This is a genomic window from Anaeromyxobacter sp., from assembly GCA_016718565.1.
Classification (GTDB): domain Bacteria; phylum Myxococcota; class Myxococcia; order Myxococcales; family Anaeromyxobacteraceae; genus JADKCZ01.
In genome coordinates, this window is sequence record JADKCZ010000018.1 from 610,939 (window position 1) to 635,654 (window position 24,716).

Here is a 24,716-nt window from a genome sequence, read left to right on the forward strand (position 1 = left end):
CCGCGGGAAAGCTGGTATCCTGCTGGCCCCGGCGCACCACCGGCCACACCACCGGCCCCCGGCGAGAGACGATGACCGCCCGAACCACCCCGCTGCGCGAGATCCCCTTCAACTACACCTCGGCCGACGACCGCCAGGCCGTCACCTTCCTGCTGGGCCCGGAGGTCTGGGCCAAGCTGGAGGAGCTGCGCAGCCGGCGCGTCACCGGCCGCTCCGCCCGCCTGCTCTCGCGCTTCTTCGGCGAGCTGCTGGTGCACCGGCGCAACCCGTTCCTGCTGCAGGAGCTGGTGGACTCGCCGCAGCGGCGGCGCCGCCTGCTGGAGAACACCGGCAAGGACCTGGCGGTGGTGGAGCGCAACGCCGGCGGCGAGCCGCGGGTGCTGGAGATCCTGGAGGCCTGCCGCGGGCTGCTGCAGCGGTTCACCGCCGAGGTGGAGGGCCTGGGCGAGCTGCGCCGGCGGCTGGGGCGCGAGCTGGGCGCGGTGGTGGGCCCGGAGAACGTCCTCTTCGACCCCTTCAGCCTGGTGTCGCACGCCACCGACGCCACCGACTGGCGCCTCCACCTGCCGGTGGCGGTGGTCATGCCGGGCGAGGAGCGCCAGGTGGCTCCGCTGCTGGCGGCCATCGCCAGGCTGGGGCTCAAGGCGGTGCCCCGCGGCGCCGGCACCGGCCTCACCGGCGGCGCCGTGCCGCTCCGGCCCGACTGCGTGGTGGTCAACACCGAGAAGCTCAACCGGGTCCGCGGGCTCACCAGCCGCGAGGTGACGCTGTGGGACGGGCGCCGCGGCACCGCCCAGGTGGTGGAGCTGGAGGCCGGCGTCATCACCGAGCGCGCCATGGAGTTCGCCGCCGAGCGCAAGCTGGTCTTCGCCACCGACCCCACCAGCGCCTGGGCCTGCACCATCGGCGGCAACATCGCCGAGAACGCCGGCGGCAAGGACTGCGTGCTGTGGGGCACCTGCATCGACAACCTGCTCTCCTGGCGCATGGCCATGCCCTCGGGCCGGCGCTGGACGGTGCGCCGGGTCGACCACCAGCTCCGCAAGATCCTGCCCGAGGACACGGTCACCTTCGAGGTGGTGGACGAGGACGGCGCGCCGCGCCAGCGCATCGCCCTCTCCGGCGGCGAGATCCGCAAGAAGGGGCTGTGGAAGGACATCACCAACAAGGCCCTGGGCGGCGTGCCGGGCCTGCAGAAGGAGGGCACCGACGGGGTCATCACCTCGGCCGAGTTCATCCTCTACCCGGAGTACGAGGCGCAGCGCACCCTGTGCCTGGAGTTCTTCGGCCCCGACATGGAGGAGGCCTCCCAGGTCATCGTCCAGCTCTCGCGCGCCTTCCCCTTCCCCAACGCCGGGGAGGAGGCGCTCATGGCGCTGGAGCACTTCGACGACGAGTACGTCCGCGCCATCGGGTACAAGGTCAAGGCGCCGCGCGCCGAGACGCCCAAGGCGGTGCTGCTCATCGACGTGGTGGGCCACGCGCCCGCGCAGGTGGCCCGCGGCGTGGCCACCATCCGCCGCATCCTGGAGCCGCACCCCAACACCCTGCTCTTCGAGGCCCGCGACGCCGCCGAGGGGAAGCGGTTCTGGACCGACCGCAAGAAGCTGGGCGCCATCGCCCGGCGCACCAACGCCTTCAAGATGAACGAGGACGTGGTGCTGCCGCTGACCGCCCTGGCCGAGTTCGCCGCCTTCCTGGACGGGCTCAACGTGGAGGAGGAGCGCTACGCCCAGGGGCGCTTCGTCACCCGGGCCGGCGAGCTGCTGCGGGCCGTGACCGGCCAGCGCGACGACCCGGAGTGGCTGCTGGCCAAGATCCCGGCCGCGCTGGCGCGGCTGGAGCAGGCCGCCCAGGCCCTGCGGGGCGCCGACGCCAGGGCCCTGCGCGGCCAGGTGGTCCTCTCCGAGCTGCGCCACGACCTGGCCGAGCTGGTGCGCGGCTACGCCAAGCTGGGGGCCGAGCTGGACCGGGCCCACAAGGAGGTGCGCGACCGGCTGGTGGTGCTGGCCACCCACATGCACGCCGGCGACGGCAACGTGCACGTCAACGTGCCGGTGCTCTCCAACGACCGGCCCATGCTGGACCGCACCGAGCACGTCATCGACGTGGTGATGGCCAAGGTGATGGCGCTGGGCGGCGTGGTCTCGGGCGAGCACGGCATCGGCGTCACCAAGCTCAAGTACCTCTCGGCCGACCGCGTCGAGGCGCTGCGGGCCCACCGCCGCGAGGTGGACCCGCGCGGCCTGATGAACCCGGGCAAGCTGGACGACCTGGACGTGCTGGATCGCGTCTACACCCCGTCCTTCAACCTGCTGGAGCTGGAGGCGCGCATCCTGCAGCACGGCCAGCTCGAGGAGCTGGCCAGGGCCATCGCCCACTGCGTCCGCTGCGGCAAGTGCAAGCCGGACTGCTGCGTCTTCCACCCGGCGCGCGGCCTCTTCATGCACCCGCGCAACAAGAACCTGGCCATCGGCTCGCTCATCGAGGCGCTGCTCTACGACGCGCAGCGGGCCCGCTCCACCCGCTTCGAGCTGCTGCGCTGGCTGGAGGAGGTGGCCGACCACTGCACCATCTGCCACAAGTGCCTCAAGCCCTGCCCGGTGGACATCGACACCGGCGAGGTCTCCATCCTGGAGCGGCAGATCCTCTCGAGCTGGGGCTACAAGCGGACCCGCGGGGCCACCGAGGCCACCCTGGGCTACCTGGACAGCCGCTCGCCCGCCTACAACAAGCTCTTCCGCGCCACCGTGGTGCAGCTGGGCGGCGCGGTGCAGCGGGCCGGCTGCGCCCTGCTCAAGCCCTTCCAGCCGGCCGACCGCCCCTCCGACTTCTACCCGCTGCAGCTGCTGCGGGCGCCGGTGCCGCCGGTGCCCTCCGAGACCCTGCGCGACGTGCTGCCGGCCTGCGAGGCCGACCAGGTGCTGGTGCTGGAGCCGGAGGGCGAGCCCCGCTCCACCGTCTTCTACTTCCCCGGCTGCGGCTCGGAGCGGCTCCACTCCACCGTCTCGATGGCGGCGCTGCACGTCCTGCTGGCCACCGGCGCCCGGGTGGTGCTGCCGCCGCCCTACCTGTGCTGCGGCTTCCCGGCCCGCGTCAACGCCAAGGAGGAGCTGCACTCGCGGCAGGTGCTGCGCGACACCATCCTCTTCAGCCAGATCCGCGAGATGTTCTCCTACCTGGAGTTCGACGCCTGCGTGGTCACCTGCGGCACCTGCCGCGAGGGGCTGGAGACCATGGGGGCGGAGCGGCTCTTCGGCGACCGGGTGGTGGACGTGGCCGGCTACGCCGCCGAGCAGGGCCTGACCGTCCCGGGCGGCGGCGACTACCTGTACCACGCGCCCTGCCACGACTCGCTGGACGGCAAGGCGGGCGCGGTGCTGGGCCGGCTGGGCGGGTTCGGCAGCGTGGTGGCGGTGCCGCACTGCTGCTCCGAGGCCGGCACGCTGTCGCTGTCGCGGCCGGACATCACCGAGAAGATGCTGCACCGCAAGCAGGACGCCTTCGGCGAGGCGTTGCACGAGCACCCCGGCCGGTCGGTGGTGCTGACCAACTGCCCCTCCTGCGTGCAGGGCCTGGGGCGCAGCCGCGGCCTGGGGGTGGAGGCCCGCCACATCGCGGTGGCGCTGGCCGAGAAGCTCTCCGGCGCGGGCTGGCTGGACCGCTTCCGCGCCGAGGCGGCGCGGGCGCACGCCGTCCACTTCTAGGAGAGGCCCCGGCCTCGGCGCGCCGGCCGGGGCGACGGAACCCACACCGACGGCGCGACCTCGCCTATGCTCCCCGCCTGGCCGGCCGCTCCGGGCGGCGGTGGGGGTGTGGGATGGACGAGGGGTTCCTCATGGCGCTGGCCGGGGCCTACCTGGTGGCGCCCGTGGCGCTGACGGTGGCGCTGGCGCTGCAGGCCCGCAAGCGGCGCGCGCTGGAGGAGCAGGTCAGGGGCCTGGCCTGGAAGGTGGAAGGGCTGGAGCGGAGGGCGTCCGCGACTGCGACCTCGACCCCGACCTCGACCTCGACCTCGACCCCGACCTCGACCTCGACCCCGACCTCGACCTCGACCCCGACCTCGACCCCGACCCCGGCCTTGGCGCCCCCTCTCCCCTCCGGGGAGAGGGCCGGGGTGAGGGGTCCTCCCGCCGAAGGGGAGGTCGTCCTCCCCACCACCCTCCCCCCCGAGCTCCCGCCACCGCTTCCCCCGCTCCCGCCCCCTGCGGCCCCGACCAGGCCCTTCGACTGGGAGGCCCTGGTCGGCGTGCGGCTCTTCTCCTGGGTGGCCGGCGTGGCGCTGCTGGTGGCGGCCGTCTCCTTCCTGCGCTGGTCCATCGAGAACGGCTGGCTCGGCCCGGCGGTGCGCGCCGCCATCGGGGCGATGGTCGGCACCGGGCTCGTCGCCGGGGCCGAGACCAGGCGGGCCCGACGCTACCTGCCCACGGCGCAGGCGCTGGCCGGGGCCGGGGTGGCCATCCTCTTCGCCACCGTCTTCGCCGCCCACGCGCTGTGGGACCTCCTCCCCGCCGCCGCGGCCTTCGCGCTGCTCACGCTGGTCACCGCCGTGGCGGTGGCCTACGCGGTGCGGCGCGAGGCGCTGGTGGTGGCGCTGCTCGGGCTGGTGGGCGGCTTCGCCACCCCCATCCTCCTCTCCACCGGGCAGGACCGGCCGGTGGGGCTCTTCTCCTACCTGCTGGTGCTCAACCTCGGGCTGGCCTGGGTGGCCCACCAGCGGCGCTGGCCGCTCCTGGGGGCGCTCTCGCTGGGCTTGACCGCGCTCTACCAGCTCGGCTGGGTGGCGGAGCGGCTCGGGCCCCACAACCTCCTGGTGGGGGTGGTGATCTTCCTGGTCTTCCCGGCCTTCGGCTTCCTCTCGCTGGCGCTCGCCTCGCGGAGCGGCCAGCCGGCGGCGCCGGTCTCCCGCTGGGCGGCCGCGCTGGGCGCCGTGCCGGCCCTCCTCTTCCTGCTGCGGGCCGCCACCGAGCCGGCGCTGCTGGCCCGCTGGCCGCTGGTCCTCGCCTTCGCCCTGCTGCTCTGCGCCGGGCTGCTGGTGGTGGCGGCGCTGCAGGGGCCGGAGTGGCTCCACCTGGCCGGCGCCGGCGGCGCGCTGGCGGCCATCCTGGCCGTGCTGTGGGAGCTGGAGAACTGGGGGCACTGGGGCCGGAACGCCTCGGCTCCGGCCGCCTGGCCGGGCCTCCTCCTCCCGGTCCTGGCCCTGGCCGCGGTGGTGCTGGCCGGGCCGCGGCTGCTGGCGGCCCGGGGTCGGGCCCTCCGCGCCGAGGGCCGCCTCGGCGCCTACGCGGCGCCGCTGCTGCTGGTGGCGCTGGCCTTCCTGGCCTGGTCCCACCGCCAGCCGGACGGCGGCCCGCCCCTCCTGCTGGTCGCCGCCGTGCTGGCGATCGTGGCCGGCTGCGCCGCGGTGGCGGCGGCCGACCTCGACGGCCGGCTGCTGCTGGCGACCGGCCTCCTGGCGCCGTGGGCCGGCCTCGGCGCGGCGGGCTGGAACGGCCTCGAGACCCAGGCGCCGCCGCTGACCGGGCTCCTGGCCGGGGTCGGCCTGGGGGCCATCGGCCTGGCCGCCGTGCTGCTCGCCCAGCGCCGCGTCCGCGAGGTCGGCCCCTGGCTCACGGCCGGCGCCGCGGCGCTGCTGGTGGGCGCCCAGCTCGACGTCACCTTCGGGTGGGACCGCCTCGACGGCGCCGGCGCCGCGCCCTTCATCGCCGTCCACCTCCTCCTGGTCGGCGGCCTGCAGGCGGTGGCCGCCCGCACCGGGCGCCACGCCGTCGCGGTGACCGCGGCCGTCAGCAGCTTCCTGGCGGCCGCGCTGGCCCACGCCCAGGCCCGGGGCGCCGGCGCCGCGCTGGCACTGGCCGCCGCGCTCTGGCTCCTGCAGGTGGCCGTCCCGTGGTGGGAGCTCAGGCGCGGCGCCACCTCGCGGGTCCTCCTCTGGGCGCCGGCCGCCGCCAGCGCCCTCTTCCTGCTCCTCTTCCGCCAGCACCTGCACGACCTCGACCTGGCCTGGCTGGTCGGCCCGGTGGCCCTGATCCAGGCCCTGGCGCTGGTGCCGCACCTGCTGGTCCTGCTCCGCACCCCCGGCGCCCTCGAGGCGGAGCGCTCCCGCATCGTGGTGGTGGCCGGCGCCATCCTGGCGCTCGTCACCGCCGCCATCCCGCTCCAGCTCGAGAAGGAGTGGATCACCCTCGGCCTGGCGCTGCTGGCCACCGCCCTGGCCTGGCTGCACGGCCGGGTGCCCCACCGCGGCCTGCTCCTCTGGATCCTCGGCCTGGCCGTGGCGGTGGGGGTGCGGCTGGGGCTCAACCTCGAGGTGCTGCAGTACCACCCGCGCTCGGGCACGCCGGTCTGGAACTTCTGGCTCCTCGCCTACGGCGTCCCGGCGCTGGCCATGCTGGCCGCGGCCCGCCTGCTGCGCGGTCAGGACGACCGGCTCCGCCCCGACCTGCCGCGCCTGGCGCCGCTCCTCACCGGCCTGGGCGGCCTGCTCCTCTTCCTGCTCCTCAACCTGGAGATCGCCGACGCCTTCTCGGAGGGGAGCCAGGTGGTGCTGCGGCTGCGCGGCAGCCTGGCCTACGACCTGGCGCTCACCATCGGCTGGGCCTGCTTCGCCATCGCGCTGCTGGCCGCCGGCGTGGCGCTGGGCAGCCGGGCCACCCGGGTGGCCTCCATCGCGCTGCTGGCGGTGACGGTGGTGAAGGGCTTCCTGCTCGACCTCGGCAGCCTGAGCGGGCTCTACCGGGTGGCCAGCTTCGTGGGGCTGGCTGTGAGCCTGGCGCTGGTGGCGGTGGTGCTGCAGAAGTTCGTCCTGGGCGACCGCGGGGGGAAGGCGTGAGCGAGACCTCGACCCCGACCTCGACCTCGACCTCGACCCCGACCTCGACCTCGATCCCTCCCCCGACCAGGCCCCACATGCCCCGCCCGCTCGCCCTCCTCCTCCTGGCCGCCCTCCCCGCCCTGGCCACCGAGTCGGCCCGGGAGGTGCTCCCCTCCGGCGCGGGCCCGCAGCGGCTGGAGCTGGACGCGGCCGCGCTCCTGGCCTCCGCCCGGGCCGACCTCGGCGACCTGCGGCTCGCCGACGCCGCCGGCCGCGAGGTGCCCTACCTGCTGGTGGCGCCGGCCTCGCCGGCCGGGCGCTGGGTGCCGGCGCGCCTCCTCCCCGTCCACGCCACCCGCAGGGAGAGCGGGTTCGAGGCCGACCTCGGGGCGGCCCGGCTCGTGAGCGGCCTCCGGCTCGAGGGGCTGCCCGAGCCCTTCCTCAAGCGCTGCCGCCTGGAGGGGAGCGGCGACCGCGTCCGCTGGACCGAGCTCCTCGGCGAGGCCACCCTCTTCGCCCTGCCGGCCGACGAGCTCCGCCTCCTCACCCTGACCTTCAGCCCCGGCGCGTACCGCTACCTCAGGCTCACCTGGGACGATCGCTCCAGCGGCCGCCTGCCCCTGCCGGTTGGCGCGGCCGCCTTCGCGCCGGAGGCCGGGCCGCCCTCGCCGGCCCCGCTGCGCGTGCCGCTGGCCGTGGAGCGACGCCCGAGCGAGCCGGGGGTCTCGCGCTTCGGCCTCCGGCTGCCCGGCCCGCGCCTGCCGGTGCGGGCGGTGATCCTCGACGTGCCCGGCGACCGGCTCCACCGCCGCGCCGCGCTGCTGGAGGCCCGCCTCGGCGCGGGGCGGCTCGAGCCGCTCCGGCTCGGCGAGGCCACGCTGCGCCGGGTGGTGCGGGACGGGGCCGGCGCCGAGGCGCTGCGCCTGGAGATCGCCCGGCCGGAGGAGCTGGAGCTCGAGCTGCGCGTCGAGGACGGCGACAGCGGCCCCCTGCCCCTGGCCGGCGCGGCCGCCGAGCTGGAGCCGCTGCCCTGGCTCTACTTCGAGGCCACCGGCCCCGCGCCGCTGACGCTGCGCTCCGGCGAGCCGGAGCGGGCGGCGCCGCGCTACGACCTCGAGGCGGCGCGCCCGGGGCTGGCCTCCGTGCGGATCGCCACCGCCCGGCTCGGCGCCGCCGCGGCGGCCCCCACGCCGGCCACGGCGTCCCCCTTCGAGGCGGCCGGCGCCCCGCTCGACGAGCGGGCCTTCCGCTGGTCGCGCGCCGTGGCCGCCGCGCCGCCCGGCCTGGCCGCGGTGCGGCTCGACGCCGCCGTGGTGGCCCGCACCCGCGGGCTGGCCGACCTGCGGCTCATGGGCCCCGACGGCCGGCAGGTCCCGTACCTGCTGGAGGCGCGAGAGGAGCCGCTGGTGGTGGCGCTGCCGGCGCTCGCGCCGGCCCCGGCGGGCCCGCTCCATCGCCCGGGGGTCACCGTGCACGCGCTCCGCCTCCCCGAGCCGGCGCTGCCGCCGGCGCGGCTGGTGCTCTCCACCTCCTCCCGCCTCTTCGAGCGGCGGGTCCGGCTGCACGAGGAGCGGCCCCAGGCCGAGGGCGGTCCGCGCCTGCTGGCCGAGGCCACCTGGCGCCACGCCGATCCGGGCCGCGCCGCCGCGCCGCTCACCCTGGCGCTGCCGGCCCTGGCCGAGGCTACCCTCCTCCTGGAGGTGGACGACGGCGACAACGCGCCGCTGCCGCTCGGCCCGCCCAGCCTGCTCCTGCCCGGCTGGCGGCTCAGGTTCCTCCACCCGGGCCCGCCGCTGCGGCTCCTGCACGGCGCCGAGGGCGTGGACGCCCCGCGCTACGACCTGGCGCTCCTGGCGCCGCGCCTGCGCGCCGCGCCGGCCCTGGAGGTGGCGCTCGGCCCGCCCGCGCCGCCCGCGCCGCCGCCGCGGCTCAGGCCGGCCACGCTGGCCTGGGCGGCGCTGGTGGCCGGAGTGGCCGCCCTGCTCTGGCTGCTGGCCAGGCTGGTGCGCCACCGCGGCTGAGCGCGGCCCGCACCGCCGCCCCCGGACGTGCCACGAGGCGCCCCGGGCTCGTTCCCGGGCGCGCCTCGCCACCAGCCAGCCCGCCTGCGCGGCGCTCAGTTGCTGAGCGTCAGCGGCACCTCGACGTGGAACGGATCGCCCTTGAACTTCGGGAAGATCATGAGCCGCGCCGCGCTCTTCAGGCACTGGCCCATCTCGGTCGGGTTGAGGGTCACGTCGTCCAGCGTCGGGTAGGTGACGGCGCCGTTGGCGTTCACGGTGAGCTTCAGCACCACCTTGCGACCGTCCAGCTTCACGTCCTCGCCCGCCGAGGCGATGCAGCTGGCGAAGGCCTTGCGGTTGGCGGTGATGACCTTCTGCACCACCTCGGGCGTGAGCGCCGACTCCGCGTCGGGCAGCTGCACCTCCCGGGTCTCGACCCGGGGCTCCTCCGGTGGCGGCGGGGGCGGGGGGGCCACCGCCACCTTGACCGGCTCCGGCTTCGGCTCCGGCTTCGGCTCGGGTCGCCGCTCCACCACCTTGGGCCGGGGCGGCTCGGGCCGGGGCTCCACCTTCTTCTCGACCGGTGCCGGCCTGGCCGGCTCGGGCGCCGGCTCCACCACCCTGGGCGCTGGCGGGGCCGGCTCGGGCTCGGCGCGCTGCGGTGCGGTCGCCGGGATGGCCACCGGTGGCGGAGGCTGGGGCTCGTCCTTCTTGCCGCCGCGGCCGATGGCCACCGCGGTGATGGCGCCGATGAGCACCACGCCGAGCCCCACGAAGACCAGCGGCGAGCCACCCTTCTTCTCGGGGGGGCGGGCGGCCGGCCTGGGCGGCGAGACCTTGGGTGGCTCCGGGGCGGGGCGCGGCGGCTCGGCCGGCGGCGCCACGAAGGACTCGGCGCCGCTGCCCACGTACCCGTCCGGCAGGGAGGCGCGGGCCGCGGCGGTGAAGGCGTCGTCGGCCGGCCTGGCCGGCCGCTCGCCGGTGATCCCGTCGGCGAACAGGTCCACGAAGCCGGGGCGCTGGTCCGCCGTGGGCGCAGCCATGACCTCGGCGGCCGCCGCGGCGAAGTCGGCCAGCTCGTCCTTCTCGGGCGGCGGCGCCGCCGGGAGCGGCGGCTCGAGCGGCGCGGCAGCCGTGTCCGGCATGGCGACGGCGCCGTCGGCGGCGCTGGCCACCTCCGGCGGCAGGGGTGGCTGGTCCAGCACGATGGCGGAGTCGTCGACCAGCTGGGGCTCGGGCGACCGATCGCCTTCCACGGGGTCGACCGACCCCTGGGCAGGCCGGCTGGAGGCGGACTCGGGCTCGATCTCGATCTCGAGCTCCGCCGGGGGCTGTGCGGCGTTGACCGCCCCGGCCGCCTCCGAGCTGGAGAGGGCGGGGATGGTCGTGCTCGTGCCAGCCTGCGCCTTCACCACGATGAGGTGGCCGCAGGCCCGGCACTTGAGCTTGTAGACCTTACCGGGGGATGGATCCTCGGCGGTCGCGTACTTCTTCCCGCACCGGTCGCACACGAATTTCATCACTTGAATCCTACTGTTACGATGAAGCCAGGCGCAAGAAAGGCGTCGGGCACGCAGCGTTTCAACCCACGGTGAAGAGGCGCTGCCTGGATCGAGGCAGCCTGCTGCCTGTAGAACGAGCACTCCGCAGCTGGCCGAGCGGAGTTTCTCCGTGAAGACGCCCGTTTGGGCCGTTCGGCCCTCTGGCGTCCCGGCCAGGGGTCGGGCAAAGAGATTGCAGCGTCACCTGGGTACAGCGACTTTTCCAGAAAGGACCATCCCCTGCGGATCCTCCTCCAGCACCAGAGCGTCTACCGGTACCCGGTGCCCGCCGCGCTCGGGCCGCACCAGATCCGCCTCCGTCCGGCCTCCCATGTTCGCGCCCGGGTCGAGCACTACTCGCTCAAGGTCCCGGAGTCCGCCTCGGTCCGCTGGCAGCAGGACCCATTCGGGAACCACGTGGCCCACCTGTCCTTCCGCAAGGGGACGCGCCTGGCGGCGCTCGAGGTGCTGGTCGAGCTGGCCGTGGACATCCGCCCGGTCAACCCGTTCGACTTCTTCCTCGACGACCGCTGCGAGCAGGTCCCCTTCACCTACCCGGCCGAGCTGCGCCACGACCTGGCCCCGTTCCTGGACCGCGCCGATCCGGCCTACGCCACCGGCCCCCGGTTCGAGGAGCTGCTGCAGCGGGCGCCGGCGGGCGGGCCCACGGTGGATTACGTGGTGGCGCTGAACCAGCTGGTCAACCAGGCCGTGCGCTACGTCATCCGCGAGGAGGCCGGGCTCTGGACGCCCGAGGAGACGCTGGCGCAGGGTCGCGGCAGCTGCCGCGACCAGGCGGTGCTGCTCATCGCGCTCTTCCGCGCCCGCGGCCTGGCGGCCCGCTTCGCCTCCGGCTACCTGCTCCAGCTGGCCGACGAGGGCATGCTGCCCGACGAGCCGAAGGGCGTCAGCCGGGACGTGGCCGACCTGCACGCCTGGTGCGAGGTCTACCTGCCGGGCGGCGGCTGGATCGGCCTCGACCCCACCAGCGGCCTCTTCGCCGGCGAGGGGCACATCCCGCTGGCCTCGGTGGCGCACCCGGCCCTGGCGGCGCCGCTGGAGGGCACCAGCGACCAGCCGGCCGTCGAGGTCTCCTTCTCGCTCAAGGTGGGCCGGCTCGGCCACGAGGTCCGCCCCACCGCGCCCTTCCCGGAGGCGGCCTGGGGCGCCCTGCTGGCCGGCGCCGACCGGGCCGACGCGGCGCTGGCCGCCGCCGGCCTCTCGCTGACCAGCGGCGGCGAGCCCACCCTGAACTCGCGGGAGCACGCCGACCTGCCCGAGTGGAATGGCGAGGCGCTGGGCACCACCAAGTGGGCCGCCGGCCTGCGGCTGGCGGCCGAGCTCCGGACGCGCCTGCTGCCCGGCTCCGCGGTGCTGGCCCGCCCCGGCAAGTGGTACCCCGGCGAGAGCCTGCCCCGCTGGGCCCTGGAGCTCATCGGGCGCGCCGACGGCCTGCCGGTCTGGGAGGACCTGGCCCTGCCCGCCGGGCCGGTCTCGCTCTCCACCGCCCGCACCTTCGCCGGCGCGGTGGCCACCGCCCTCGGCCTGCCGTCGCAGTCCCCCACCGCGGCCTTCGAGGACCCCTGGCGGCTCATCCAGGAGGAGGCCGGGCTGCCGGTGGACGTCGATCCGCTCAAGGCCAAGCTCTCCGACCCCGAGGAGCGGCGCCGCCTGGCGCGCCAGCTGGGCGCCGACCCCACCCAGCCGGTGGGCTACGCCCTGCCGCTGGCCCACAGCGCCAGCGGCGGGGGCTGGCGCACCGAGCGCTGGAAGCTCAGGCGCGATCACCTCTTCCTGGTCCCGGGTGACAGCCCCATGGGGCTGCGCCTCCCGCTGGCCGCGCTGGGCGGACCGGTCGAGGTCCTGCCGGTGGAGCCGGCCCTGCCGCGCCCCGACCCGCGCCGCGCCGAGGAGGAGGAGGCCCAGGCCAGGCAGCTGCTGGCCGCCGCCCGCGCCGCGCCGGCCCCCATCCGCACCACGCTCTGCGTGGAGCGCCGCGACGGCACCCTCTTCGTCTTCCTGCCGCCCACCGCCACCGTCGAGGAGTTCCTGGCGCTGGTGAAGGCGGTGGACGAGGCGCGCCGCGCCACCGGCATCGAGGCGCAGCTGGAGGGCTACCCGCCGCCCTCCTCGCCGCTGCTGTCGCGCCTGGCGGTCACGCCGGATCCCGGCGTGCTGGAGGTGAACCTGCCGCCGCAGACCAGCGGCCGGGCCCACGCCGCCATCCTCGACACCGTCTTCGAGGCCGGCCTGCACGCCGGGCTGCACTCCGAGAAGTGGCTGCTGGACGGCCGCCTGGCCGGCTCCGGCGGCGGCCACCACGTCACGGTGGGCGGGCCGACCCCGCTGCAGAGCCCGCTGGTGCGCCGGCCCGACCTGCTGGCCAGCCTGATCACCTTCACCCAGCACCACCCCTCGCTCTCGTTCCTCTTCAGCGGCCTCTTCGTGGGCCCCACCTCGCAGGCGCCGCGGGTCGACGAGGCGCGGCTGGAGACCCTCTCCGAGCTGGAGATCGCCCTGGCCGGGGTCTTCGCGGCCGAGGCGCCCGACCCCTGGCTGGGCGACCTGCTCTTCCGCAACCTGCTCACCGACCTGACCGGCAACACCCACCGCGCCGAGCTCTCCATCGACAAGCTGTGGGACTGGCGCACCCCGCACGGCCGGCAGGGCGTGGTGGAGTTCCGCGCCTTCGAGATGCCGCCGCACCCCCGGCTGGCGGCGGCCCAGGCGCTGCTGGTGCGCTCGCTGGTGGCCGCCTTCGCCCGGGGGCCCTACCGGCGGCCGCTGGTCCGCTGGGGCGCCGCGCTGCACGACCGCTTCATGCTGCCGCACTTCCTCTGGAAGGACTTCCAGGAGGTGCTGGCCTTCCTGGAGGAGCGCGGCGTGGGGCTGCCGCCCGAGCCCTACCGGGCCTTCGTGGAGCTGCGCTGCCCGGTGGCCGGCCACCTCGAGGTGGACGGCCTGGTGCTGGAGGTGCGCAACGCCCTCGAGCCCTGGAACGTGCTCGGGGAGGAGCCGTCCGGCGGCGGCACCTCGCGCTACGTGGACTCCTCGCTGGAGCGGGTCGAGGTCCGCGTCGACGGCCTGCAGCCGGACCGCCACCGCGTGCTGGTGAACGGCATCGACCTGCCCATGCGCCCCACCGGCACGGCCGGCGAGCAGGTGGGCGGGGTCCGCTTCCGCGCCTGGGCCCCGGCCCACGCGCTCCACCCGCACCTCGGCATCCACCACCCGCTCACCTTCGAGCTGCTCGACACCTGGGGCCGCCGCTCGCTGGGCGCCTGCCGCTACCACGTCTGGCACCCGGAGGGGCGCGCCTACCTGACCCCGCCCTTGACCCGCTTCGAGGCCTCGGCGCGCCGCGCCCAGCGCTTCACGCTGGAGGGGGCCAGCCCCTGGCCGGTGGCGGCGGCGCCGGCCGAGCGCCACGCCGAGACGCCCTACTCCCTCGACCTGCGCCTCCACCCCGGCGACCGGCCCATGCCGGAGCCGGAAGACCCCGCCGAGACCGACGGGCCCTGAGCGTGGACGAGACCCTCCTCGCCGAGCTGGCCGACCAGGACGCGGTGGTGCGCGCCCGCGGGCTCGAGATCTGGGTCGGCGCCGAGCCCACCTTCACCGACCGCCGCTCCCAGGAGGCCTGGTGGCTGGCCGACGCCGAGGGGGGCGACAAGCTGGAGCGGGCCCAGGCGCTGCTGCTGGCCCTGGCGCCGCGCCTCTCCCCGGGGGCGCGGCTGCTCCGGCTGCAGGGGCGGCAGTTCCCCGGCGAGGCCGCGCCACGCTTCGCCCTGGGGGCCCTGTTCCGGCGCGACCAGCCGGCCGTGGCGCGGCGCGACTTCGGCGGCGGCGCGGGCCAGCTCGGCGGGTCGGTCCCCACCCTGGACGGCGAGCCGCTGCCCGTGCCGGCGCTGGCCCCCGGCGAGGCGCTCCTCACCGTGACGCCCGACCCGGCGGTGGTGGAGGTCAACACCGCGCCCGCCAAGGACCTGCGCACCTTCCACCGGGACGCCGAGGCCATCTACGCGGCCGCCGAGGAGGCGGGGCTCTCGCCGGTGCGCTTCCGCTACAACGGGCGGGCCTCCGACTCCGGGGGCGGTGGCCAGCTCACCCTGGGCGGCCCGACGCCCGACGAGAGCCCCTTCCTGCGCCACCCGCGCCTCCTGCCGCGGCTGGTGCGCTACCTCTCCAACCACCCCAGCCTCTCCTACGCCTTCGCCGGCGACTGCGTCGGCTCGGCCAGCCAGGGGCCGAGGCCGGACGAGGGGGTGCGGGAGCGCTGGGAGGAGCTGCAGGTGGCGGTGGACCGGCTGGAGGCGCGCGGCGGGCACGTCACCCCCCAGGAGCTGTGGGAGTCGCTGGCCCCGCTGCTGGTGGACGCCTCCGGCAACAGCCACCGCTCCGAGCTCAACATCGAGAAGCTCTGGAACCCCTGGCTGCCGGGGCGCGGCAAGCTGGGGCTGGTGGAGCTCCGCTCGCTGCGCATGCCGGCCTCGGCGCGCCGGCTCACCGCGGTGGCGGCGCTCTTCCGCGGGCTGGCGGCGCGCCTGTGCGCCGCGCCCTACGACGAGCCGCTGGCCGACTGGGGCGGCGCGCTGCACGACCAGCTGGCCCTGCCCACCTTCATGGAGCAGGACCTGCGGCTGGTGCTGGCCGACCTGGCCGCCTGCGGCCTGGGGCTGGGGCCGGCCCTCTCCGGCCTGCTGCTGGAGCGGCCCGAGCCGCTGGGCGAGCTCCGGCTGGGCGCCGCCACCCTCACCGTCACCCCCGCCGCCGAGTTCTGGCCGCTCCTCGGCGACGTGGCCTCGCAGGAGCGGGCCTCGGCGCGGCTGGTGGACGCCAGCTGCGAGCGGGTGGAGGTGGCGGTGAGCCACCCGCAGGGCCAGGGCCCGGGCCGCCTGGGCGCGGCCGGCTGGGAGGTGCCGCTCCACGCCACCGCCGGCGGTCGGCGCCACGTGGCCGCCCTGCGCTTCCGCGCCTACGCGCCGCGCCCCGGGCTGCACCCCGGCCTGCCGGCGCTCGATCCGCTGGTGCTCACCTGGGAGCGGGAGGGGCACCGCCACTCGGTGGAGCTGCACGGCTGGCTGCCGGGCGGCGGCAGCTACCCCGGCCTGCCGGCCGACGCCGCCGAGGCGCGCCGGCGCCGCCGCGAGCGGGTGCGGGTGGGCCAGCCCGGCCCGCTCTCGCTGCTCTGGCCCCCGGCCATCAGCGGCGTCACCCTGGACCTGCGCCGGCTCGACGTGCTGCGGACCACCGCGGCCCGGGCCAAGGAAGGAGCCTCACCGTGACCGACGAGCTGTTCGAGGGGTACCAGCCCATCCCGGGCGCCTGGGACGAGCTCTTCGCCGCCCCCGGCGAGGTGCGCGCCGAGTTCCGCCGCGCCGCCGCGGCGCTGGCCACCCGCCGCCGCCCCGAGTTCGCCCGCGCCCAGGGGCTGGCCGAGAAGGCGCTGCTCGACCAGGGCGTCACCTTCAGCGTCTACTCGGACGATCGCGGCACCGAGAAGATCTTCCCCTTCTGCCTGGTGCCGCGGCTGGTCTCGGGCGCGGAGTGGACCCGGCTGGAGCGCGGCCTGGTGCAGCGGGTGCTGGCGCTGGAGGCCTTCATCGACGACGTCTACGGCGCCCAGCGCATCCTGACCGAGAAGGCCGTCCCGGCCGAGCTGGTGCTGGGGGCCAAGGGCTACGAGCCCAAGCTGCGCGGGGTCCGCCCGCCCGGCGGGGTGCGGATCCACGTGGGCGGCATCGACCTGATCCGGGACCCGGCCGGCACCTGGCGCGTCCTGGAGGACAACATCCGCTGCCCCTCCGGCGTCTCCTACGTGCTGGAGAACCGGCTGCTCTCCAAGCGCATCATCCCCGAGGCGCTGGACCGGGCCCGGGTGCACCGCGTCGACCAGTACCCGTCCAAGCTGGCGGCGGCGCTCCGCTCGGTGGCCCCGGTGGACTCGGACCACGCCCTGGCGGTGGTGATGACGCCCGGCCCCTTCAACTCGGCCTACTTCGAGCACAGCTTCCTGGCCCGCACCATGGGGCTGGAGCTGGTGCAGGCGCCCGACCTGTACGTCGACGGCGACGAGGTCTTCCTCAAGACCACCCGCGGCCCGCGGCGCGTGCACGTCATCTACCGGCGCACCGACGACGCCTTCCTGGACCCGGACTTCTTCCGCCCCGACTCCATGCTGGGCGTGCGCGGGCTCATCCGGGCCTGGGCCGCGGGCAAGGTGGCCATCGCCAACGCGCCCGGCAACGGGGTGGCCGACGACAAGGCGGTCTGCGCCCTGGTGCCGGACATGGTGCGCTTCTACCTGGGGGAGGAGCCGCTGCTGGAGCAGGTCCCCACCAAGCTGTGCGTGCGCCCGGACGATCAGGCCTGGGTGCTGGAGCGGCTCGACCAGCTGGTGGTGAAGGCGGTCGACGAGGCGGGGGGCTACGGCATGCTGATGGGACCGCAGGCCAGCCAGGCCGAGCGCGAGGAGTTCCGCCGGCGCATCCAGGCCGAGCCGCGCCGCTACATCGCCCAGCAGCGCATCGAGCTGTCGGCCTGCCCGACCTGGGACGCGGCCTCCGGCACGGTGGGGGCCCGCCGGGTGGACCTGCGCCCCTACGTGGTCTCGGGGGCCGACGGCCCCTGGGTGCTGCCGGGCGGCCTGACCCGGGTGGCCCTGCGCGAGGGGTCCTACGTCGTCAACTCCTCCCAGGGCGGCGGCTCCAAGGACACCTGGGTGCTGAAGGGGGTGAGCCCGTGATCAGCCGCGTCGCCGACCACCTGTTCTGGCTGGGCCGCTACCTGGAGCGGGCCGAGTCCTCCGCCCGCGTCTGCCTGGTGACCCGCAACCTGGCGCTCGACGGGGAGCTCGAGCCGCGCCAGGCCTGGCAGCCGGCCGTCATCGTCTCCGGCGAGGAGGAGGCCTTCCGCGCCCTGCACGGCGACGCCGCCTTCGCCGACGGGGAGCTGGTGCAGCACCACCTCACCTGGCAGGAGGAGAACCTCGGCTCGCTGGTCCGCTCGGTGGCGGCCGCCCGCGAGAACGCCCGCTCCATCCGCGACCAGGTCAGCCTGGAGACCTGGGAGGCGGTCAACGAGCTGCACCTCTACATGTCCGGCCCGGGGCGCCAGGTCTACCGGGACGACCGGCACGGCTTCTACCGGCACGTCCGCCAGGCGGCCCAGATGTGCCTGGGGGTGGTGCACGGCACCATGCTGCACGACGACGCCTTCGACTTCATCATGCTGGGCGTCTACCTGGAGCGGGCCGGCCAGACCGCCCGCATCCTCGACGTCCACCACCACGCCCTGTCGCGCATGGCGGCCCACCAGGTGGTGGAGGTGGCCCTCTGGCTGGCGCTGCTGCGCGCCTGCTCGGGCTTCGAGCCGTTCATGAAGCGCTTCCAGGGCAAGGCCTCGCCCGGGGCGGTGGCCCGCTTCCTGGTGCTGGACGCCCGCTTCCCACGCTCGGTGAACCACTGCCTCCACCTGGCCGCCAAGCGGCTGGCGCGGGTGCGGGCCGCCGACGCCGACCTGCGCGGCCAGAGCCTGTCGCGCCTGCGGGCCCTGGAGTCCTGGGTGGTGGACGAGGCCGGGGCCCACGTGGACGCCGCCGAGCTGCACGAGCTGCTGACCCATGTGGTGGACGAGACCCACGCCATCACGGTGGACATCGGCAAGGAGCTGTTCGGGTACGCCGCGCCGGATGCGGCCGCGGCCGCTCCGGGGTAGATTCCCCGGTCAATGCCCAACCTCTTCGCCATGTCCTTCGAGGGCGAGCTCGCGCCCTCCTTCGACCTGCGCTGCCTGCAGCCCGGCCGGACCCTGCCCGACGGGTGGGGCATCGGCTACTACCCGGGCGGCGAGCCCTCCGCCACCGTGCTCAAGGAGCCGGCCCCGCCGGTGGGCTCCATCCGCTCCGAGCTGATCCGGGCCTGGGAGCACCTGGAGTCGTCGCTCTTCGTCATCCACATCCGCACCGCCACCTGGGGCGCGCCCACCGACGCCAACACCCAGCCCTTCTCCCGGGCCTGGGGGCGCCGCGACTGGCTCTTCGCCCACTCCGGCAGCCTGCGCGAGCGCCCGCTCTCGCGCCCCCACCAGCCCTTCGAGCCCATCGGCTCCACCGACACCGAGGCGGTGCTGTGCGAGCTGCTGGGGCGCCTGGCCGAGCGCGGCTGGGCCTCCATCGGCGAGGCCGACCCCGAGGTCCTGCTGGGCTGGTTCTCCTCCCTCAACGAGCTCGGCACGCTCACCTCGGTGCTGACCGACGGCCACGACCTGCTGGTCTACGCCGACCGGGACCCCGAGGCGCGCGGCGTCTACGTGCGCGAGGTGCTGCCGCCCTACTCGCTGCTGCGGCTCACCGACCAGGACCTGGTGGTGGACCTCACCTCGCGCGGCCCCAAGAGCCGCAAGGGGGTGCTGGTCTCCTCCGAGCCGCTCCTGGTGGAGGGCGAGTCGAGCGGCCAGTGGCGCCGCCTGCCGCCCGGCACGCTGCTGACGGTGCGCCAGGGGGCCATCCGGGACGTGCGGCGCGCCGCCGGCGGCCCCGGCCTGCAGCTGCCACTGGCGCCCGACTTCGTCCAGGCGCCCCAGATGATCCGGCCGGGGCGGGCCCCGGTGCGCCGCTACGACATCACCCACCGCACCACCTACCGGTACGAGAAGCCGGTGGAGCGGTCGATGCACCTCTTCCGGCTGCAGCCGCTGCACGACCAGCTGCAGACGCTGATCTCCAGCCACCTGGCCATCTCGGTGGGCGGCAACTGGCGCAGCTACGAGGACGTCTTCGGCAACCCGACCCGGCGCCTGGTGGTGGAGACCCCCTTCGACGAGATGGTGGTGGAGGCCCGCTCCACCGTCGAGGTGCTGGACTGCGACCCGCTGTCGTACCGGCCGCTCCGGGCCCGCACCAGCATCCCGCTGGTCTGGATGCCCTGGCAGCGCCAGGTGCTGGGGCCGTACCTGCTGCCGGAGGAGCTGCCGGAGAGCGAGCTGCACGAGCTCATCGAGTACGCCATGAGCTTCGTGAAGCGGAACGACTACGACCTGCTGGAGACGCTGCTCGACCTCAACGCCTCCATCCACCGCGAGTACCACTACGTGCCCGGCGCCACCACCCTGCTGACCACGCCCTTCGAGACCTACGTCAACCGCCAGGGCGTCTGCCAGGACTTCACCAACCTCTTCATCTGCCTGGCGCGGCTGCTCTCGGTCCCGGCGCGCTACGTCTGCGGCTACCTCTACACCGGCCCCAAGCACGCCAACGCGGCCATGGGCGAGGCCAGCCACGCCTGGGCGCAGGTCTACCTGCCCGAGGTGGGCTGGCGCGGCTTCGACCCGACCAACGGGGTGGTCACCCAGACCAACCACGTGCGGGTGGCGGTGGGCCGCTCCTGGCGCGACGCCACCCCCACCTCCGGCACCATCTACGTGGGCGGGGCCGGCGAGACCCTCGAGGTGGACGTGCGGGTGGAGCCCAGCCTCACGACACCGTGAGCGCAGGCCTGGGCGGCGGCGGGTCGCGCCACCCGGCCCGCTCCAGCGCCGCGGCGCACGGCAGCGCCACCAGCCGCACGTAGCCGCGGTCCTCGGCCGGCAGGGGACGTGCCTGGGCGAAGGCCACCAGCAGCACGCCCAGGGTGCGGCCACCCACCAGCAGCGGCACCAGCGCGCAGGCGCCGATGCCGGCCAGGCGGCGCTGCTCGGTGAGGAGCGGCCAGCGGGCGTCGAAGGCCTGGCCGTCCTCCAGCCAGAGGGCCTTGCCGGTGCGGGCCACCTCGGCCACCGGGTGGTGGGCGTCCACCGAGAGGGGCGCCGTCACCTCGGGCCCGCCGCCGCAGGCGTGGCCGCTGGAGGCCACCCGCCGCACCCGCTCGGCCCCGTCGAGCGCGTGCAGCTCCACCACGCTGGCCCCGATCACCTCCAGCGCCCGGGCCGCCGCCGCGGCCACGTCGCCGCTGGTCACGGCGCCGGAGAGCGCCGCCGCCGCGGCGTGCATCGAGGCCATGCGGCGGTTGAGCCGGTCCTGCGCCTCGAAGAGCCGGGCCCGCTCCAGCGCCTGGGCGGTCTGCTGCGCCAGCGCCATGGCCAGCAGCCGGTCCTCCGACGCCAGGCGGGTGCCCTGGGCGAAGGCGAAGGAGAGGCAGCCCAGGGTCCGCCCCTGGGCCACCAGCGGCACCGCCACCACCGCCCCATCGCCCCGGCGGGCCCGGTGGGACTCCAGCTCCGGGTAGGCCACGGCGAAGGCCTCCGGGGTCTCCAGCCAGATGGGGCGGGCGCGGCGGGCCGCGTCGGTGGACGGCGAGGCGACCTCCAGGGAGCGCCGGGCCAGCGTGGCCTCCAGCGCGGGATCGAGGCCGTGGCCGAAGAGGAGCTCGAGGTGCTGGCCGTCGGCCGAGGCGAGGAACAGCGCGCCGCTGGTGGCGCCCAGGCCCAGCAGCGACCGGAAGACCACCGCCGCCACCTCGCGCGGCACCAGCGCCGCCGAGAGCGCCGCGGTGGTCTCCTGCAAGGCGCCGATGCGGCGGGCCTGGGCCTGCTGGGTGGCGAACAGGCTGGCCCGCTCCAGCGCCTGGGCGCACAGCCGGGAGACCGCCACCACGAAGGCGCGCTCGTCGCGATCGAAGGCGCGCGGCGCGGAGAAGCGCAGGCCCAGCGCCCCGCGGGGCCGGCTCACCGCCAGCGGCAGCCCCACCCAGGCCTGGTCGCCGATCTGCCGGATGCCGGCCTCCAGCCCCGGGTAGCGGGCGATCATGGCCGCCTGGTCCTCCAGCCAGACGGGCACGCCGTCGCGCCAGGCCTCCGCGGCCGGCAGCGGCTGGCGGCGCTGCAGCTCGCGCAGGGCCGCCAGCTCGGCCTGGTCCAGGCCGGTGGCGTGCACCAGCTCGAGCACGCCTGGCTCGTTCTCCCAGTAGATGGTCCCGGCCTGCGCGCCCACCGCGCCCAGCCCCTCGAGGAAGATGGCCCGCGCCACCTCCTCGGGGGTCACCGCGGCCGACAGGGCGGCGGTCAGCTCCTGCAGCCGCCCCAGCCGCTCGAGCTGGACGAGGGCCACCGAGGGCCCGGATGTGCGCGCGCGTCGGGACACGTGGTCGTGGCTACCACGACGTGGTACCGGCGCGTCAGCCCGCTTGGTGGGGGCGGCGCGTCCGTTCCGTATCTAGAATGCGGGACATGACCTCACGGAGCCGCAGCCGCCTCGCCCGCCCCGCCGCCCTCGCGGCCGCGCTCGCCCTGACCCTCGGCTGCCTGGCGCCAGGGCCGGCCCAGGCCGCCCGGAGGAAGAAGGGGCACCCGGCCAGCGTGCTGCTCGACGGCCAGGAGACCCGGGTGCGCTGGACCGACGGCGACTCCTTCCAGGTGGACTCGGGCCCGCTGCGCGGCTTCTCCACCCGGCTGCTCGGCTACAACACGCTGGAGGCCTTCGGCCCGGTGCACCGCGTCGGCGCCCTGGGGCCCGAGGCGCTCTACGACCTGGCCCGGGGCGCCACCGCGCTGGTGGCCGCCGGCCGCTGGACCTGCCGGACCACCGGCGAGCGGGACGGCTACGGCCGGGCGCTGGTGGCCTGCCCCGACGCGGCGGCGGCGCTGCTGCGCGCCGGCCAGGCCATGGTCTTCGCGGTGGGCGGGCCGGCCGACCCGGCGCTGCTCGAGGCCCAGCGCCAGGCCCAGGCCGCGCGGGCCGGGCTGTGGGCCGGCGGCGTGCCCCCGGAGATCCTCACCAGCCTCCACTCCACCGCGGAGCGCGGGGCGGGCGGACAGGGCGCCTACGACCGGGTGGTGGACACCCGCACCGGCCAGACCCGCAAGCGGGCCCACCGGGAGGCCTACCGCACCTGCCAGGAGGTCTGCCTGGGCGAGGGGACTCGCCAGAGCTGCCTCACCTACGTGCCGTTCGAGCGGCGCTACCGCGGACGCCCCGCCTGCCTGGGGCCGCCGCGGCCGGAGTGAGGGACCGCGCCGCGCCTGGGACGCCCCGCCGTCCGGTCGCCCCGGCGGCGGGCCGGGCGCCCCCGCCGGCGCTCAGCGGGCCGCGGCCGGTCCGCCGGACTCCTCGCCGAAGAGCAGCTTGACCCACTCGCCGTTCTCGGTGAGCTCCACCCGCAGCGCCTGGACCCGGGCCGGCCCGAGCCCCAGGGCCCGCGCGCTGTCGAGGGCCTCGGCCGGCGCGCCGGGGAACAGCGCCGGCCCGTCCTCCAGCAGGTGCAGCGCCGACACCAGCCGCACCAGGTGCAGCGCCGGCAGCTCCGGGGCGGGCGGCAGGGTGGCGTCGTGGTGGTGGGTGGCCAGGGCCGCCAGGTGGTCCGGCAGCTTCCACTCCCGGTGCACCTCGCGCCCCACCTCGACGTGCACCTTGTGGAGGATGCGGGCCAGCGAGGCCGGCGAGGCCACGGTCACCTGCCCGTCCAGCGCCAGGGCGGCCAGCGAGCGCAGCGCGATGGCCTTGCCCACGTCGTGCAGCATGCCGCCCACGAAGGCCCGCTCCGCCCCCGGCAGCTGGCGCAGCGTGGCCAGGTTGGAGGCGGTCCGGGCCACCACCGCCGAGTGGTAGAAGAGCTGGTTCCAGGCCGGCCCGAAGGTCTCGAACTCGGCCTTCACCTGCGGCTGGAAGAGCGAGCGGGTGGAGAGCGCCGTGACCAGGCGGGCCACCTCGGCGGTGCCGAGCCGCCGGATGGCGTCGCCCGGCGTCTGGATGGGGTCCACCCCGCGGAAGATGATCGAGTTGGCCAGCACCATGACGCCGGCCGAGAGGGCGGCGTCCAGCTCGATGAGCCCGGCCAGGCGGCGCAGGTCCACCTCCGGGTCGCGCGCCAGGTCCATCACCTGCAGCGCGATGGACGGGAAGGAGGCCGGGCCGGGCCGGTGGGTGTCGAAGTGGTCGAGCACCGCCTCGGAGATGAACTCCTCCTCGGGCGTGTAGCGGGGCTGGCCGCCGGCCAGCGCCTCCGGCGCCACCTCCATGGCCAGGGCCCAGGCCGCCGCGGGGGCGTCGGGCGTGTCGGGCAGGGGCGGCGCCTCGCCGTCCAGCTCGGCCTGGTAGGCCTCCTGCGCGGCGGCCCCGGCGGCCTCCTCGGCCGGCGTCAGGGCCAGGGGATCCGGCGCGGGGGGCCGCCTGCCGGCGAGCTTCTTCAGCCAGTCGAACACCGGGGATCCATACCACGCGGGCCGGGCCCGGCCAGCCGGCGGCGGGCCATTCCACGCGGCGTCCGCCCGGCACCTCCGGCCGGGTGCTGCGGCCTGCCCCGCCGCCCGGGCCTACCGCCCGCGCCGGCGCTGGAAGTCGCGCAGCGCCCGGTGGCGCACCTTGGTCTCGCGGGTGGCCGCCTGCCGGGCCGCGGTGTCGTGGCGCGCCGCCAGCGCCGCCGCCTCGCGCGCCAGCTTGTGGTAGCTCTCGAAGCGCAGCTCGTCGAGGGTGCCGGCCTCCACCGCCGCCACCACGGCGCAGCCCGGCTCCTCGGCGTGGGCGCAGTCGGCGAAGCGGCAGCCGGCCGCCAGCGCCGCCACGTCGCCGAAGGCCGCCGCCACCCCCTCGCCGCCCCACAGCTGCAGCTCGCGCAGCCCCGGCCCATCCACCAGCAGCCCGCCGCCGGGCAGCCGCCAGAGCCGCCGGTGGGTGGTGGTGTGGCGGCCGCGGCCGTCGGCCAGCAGCTCGCCCACCGCCGCCACCTCGTCGCCCAGCAGGGCGTTCACCAGGGTGGACTTGCCGGCGCCCGAGGGGCCGAGCAGGGCGGTGGTGGCGCCGGGCTCCAGCAGCGCCACCACCGCCTCCAGCCCCTCGCCGCGCTTGGCCGCCACCGCCAGCACCGGCACGCCCGGGGCGGCCGCCTCGGCCTCGGCCAGCGCCTCGGCCAGGTCCGGGCAGCGGTCCGCCTTGGTGAGCAGCACCGCCGGGGCCGCCCCCGACGCCCGCACCGCCGCCAGGGTCCGCTCCAGGCGGCGGGGGTTGACCGGTCCGTCGAGCCCCTGCACCACCAGCACCCGGTCCACGTTGGCGGCCAGCACCTGCTGGGCGGTGGCGTCGCCGGCCGCCTGGCGGGACAGGGCCGAGCGCCGCGAGAGGACCCGCCGCAGCACCGCCTCGCCCGGGCCGAGCGCCTGGCACAGCACCCAGTCGCCCACCGCCGCCTGCCCGCGCAGGGAGACCGGCAGGTGGGCCAGCCGCTCCTCGCCCTCCAGCCCGAGGAGCAGGCGCACGCCGAGATCGGCCAGCACCCGGGCTGGCGCCAGCGCGGGATCGAGGGACGGGTCGAGCTGCTGGGAGAAGAACGGGCCGTAGCCCAGGGCGGCGAGCGTCGTCATCGGCGTGAAGAACTACCCGTTCGGCGCGGACGGCGCCACCCGGCCGCGCCGCGGCGCCTCCGCCTCGCC

General features: G+C 76.2%; 13 protein-coding genes. 9 read left to right on the forward strand and 4 right to left on the reverse strand.

What is annotated here, in order from left to right:
• The first annotated feature begins 71 nt into the window (after positions 1-71).
• The 3 genes from IPO09_21755 to IPO09_21765 all read left to right on the forward strand — a co-directional run bounded on the left by IPO09_21755 (position 72) and on the right by IPO09_21765 (position 8,835).
• Positions 72-3,707: a DUF3683 domain-containing protein gene (locus IPO09_21755; GenBank protein MBK9519896.1), complete on the forward strand. Its 3,636-nt coding sequence runs from the start codon at positions 72-74 to the stop codon at positions 3,705-3,707.
• Positions 3,708-3,820: 113 nt separating this feature from the next.
• On the forward strand, positions 3,821-6,832 hold the full coding sequence (locus IPO09_21760) for a DUF2339 domain-containing protein (protein MBK9519897.1): 3,012 nt from the start codon (positions 3,821-3,823) through the stop codon (positions 6,830-6,832).
• Complete coding sequence (locus IPO09_21765; protein ID MBK9519898.1) at positions 6,829-8,835, forward strand: DUF3999 family protein; 2,007 nt, start codon at positions 6,829-6,831, stop codon at positions 8,833-8,835. The genes IPO09_21760 and IPO09_21765 overlap by 4 nt, the downstream gene beginning before the upstream one ends.
• 95 nt (positions 8,836-8,930) lie before the next feature.
• Here the strand turns inward: IPO09_21765 and IPO09_21770 are convergent, their stop codons facing one another.
• Positions 8,931-10,337, reverse strand: coding sequence for an AgmX/PglI C-terminal domain-containing protein (locus IPO09_21770; protein ID MBK9519899.1), 1,407 nt, complete (start codon positions 10,335-10,337; stop codon positions 8,931-8,933).
• A 261-nt stretch (positions 10,338-10,598) separates the two neighbouring features.
• On the opposite strand from IPO09_21770, the gene IPO09_21775 reads away from it, so the two are divergent.
• Genes IPO09_21775 through IPO09_21795 form a run of 5 tightly spaced genes read left to right on the forward strand, consistent with a single transcriptional unit; the run spans position 10,599 to position 19,844 of the window.
• Complete coding sequence (locus IPO09_21775; protein ID MBK9519900.1) at positions 10,599-13,880, forward strand: transglutaminase family protein; 3,282 nt, start codon at positions 10,599-10,601, stop codon at positions 13,878-13,880.
• A 2-nt stretch (positions 13,881-13,882) separates the two neighbouring features.
• Positions 13,883-15,643, forward strand: a complete 1,761-nt coding sequence (locus IPO09_21780; GenBank protein ID MBK9519901.1) for a transglutaminase family protein — start codon at positions 13,883-13,885, stop codon at positions 15,641-15,643.
• Entirely contained in the window at positions 15,640-17,103 is a 1,464-nt protein-coding gene (locus tag IPO09_21785; GenBank protein MBK9519902.1) for a circularly permuted type 2 ATP-grasp protein, read from the forward strand. The genes IPO09_21780 and IPO09_21785 overlap by 4 nt, the downstream gene beginning before the upstream one ends.
• The gene (locus tag IPO09_21790; protein MBK9519903.1) at positions 17,100-18,074 is read left to right on the forward strand and encodes an alpha-E domain-containing protein; all 975 of its coding nucleotides are present in this window, start codon (positions 17,100-17,102) and stop codon (positions 18,072-18,074) included. The genes IPO09_21785 and IPO09_21790 overlap by 4 nt, the downstream gene beginning before the upstream one ends.
• 12 nt (positions 18,075-18,086) lie before the next feature.
• The gene (locus IPO09_21795; GenBank protein ID MBK9519904.1) at positions 18,087-19,844 is read left to right on the forward strand and encodes a class II glutamine amidotransferase; all 1,758 of its coding nucleotides are present in this window, start codon (positions 18,087-18,089) and stop codon (positions 19,842-19,844) included.
• On the opposite strand, the gene IPO09_21800 is transcribed toward IPO09_21795, so the two are convergent.
• On the reverse strand, positions 19,831-21,402 hold the full coding sequence (locus tag IPO09_21800) for a GAF domain-containing protein (GenBank protein MBK9519905.1): 1,572 nt from the start codon (positions 21,400-21,402) through the stop codon (positions 19,831-19,833). The genes IPO09_21795 and IPO09_21800 overlap by 14 nt on opposite strands.
• Positions 21,403-21,521: 119 nt before the next feature.
• Here IPO09_21800 and IPO09_21805 point away from each other — a divergent pair, with 119 nt between their 5' ends.
• Complete coding sequence (locus IPO09_21805) at positions 21,522-22,298, forward strand: nuclease (GenBank protein MBK9519906.1); 777 nt, start codon at positions 21,522-21,524, stop codon at positions 22,296-22,298.
• Positions 22,299-22,370: 72 nt separating this feature from the next.
• Here IPO09_21805 and IPO09_21810 read toward each other — a convergent pair whose 3' ends face one another.
• Together IPO09_21810 and rsgA are read right to left on the reverse strand one after the other, a co-directional pair.
• Positions 22,371-23,492, reverse strand: coding sequence for an HDOD domain-containing protein (locus tag IPO09_21810; GenBank protein MBK9519907.1), 1,122 nt, complete (start codon positions 23,490-23,492; stop codon positions 22,371-22,373).
• A 111-nt stretch (positions 23,493-23,603) separates the two neighbouring features.
• A complete protein-coding gene (gene rsgA, locus IPO09_21815; protein MBK9519908.1) occupies positions 23,604-24,647 on the reverse strand; it encodes a ribosome small subunit-dependent GTPase A in 1,044 nt (347 codons plus the stop codon).
• Between the last annotated feature and the right edge of the window lie 69 nt (positions 24,648-24,716).

Coding starts and splice junctions, on each gene's coding strand:
- IPO09_21755 (MBK9519896.1), top strand. CDS start 72: ATGACCGCCCGAACCACCCCGCTGCGCGAGATCCCCTTCAACTACACC.
- IPO09_21760 (MBK9519897.1), top strand. CDS start 3,821: ATGGACGAGGGGTTCCTCATGGCGCTGGCCGGGGCCTACCTGGTGGCG.
- IPO09_21770 (MBK9519899.1), bottom strand. CDS start 10,337: ATGAAATTCGTGTGCGACCGGTGCGGGAAGAAGTACGCGACCGCCGAG.
- IPO09_21795 (MBK9519904.1), top strand. CDS start 18,087: ATGCCCAACCTCTTCGCCATGTCCTTCGAGGGCGAGCTCGCGCCCTCC.
- IPO09_21805 (MBK9519906.1), top strand. CDS start 21,522: ATGACCTCACGGAGCCGCAGCCGCCTCGCCCGCCCCGCCGCCCTCGCG.
- rsgA (MBK9519908.1), bottom strand. CDS start 24,647: ATGACGACGCTCGCCGCCCTGGGCTACGGCCCGTTCTTCTCCCAGCAG.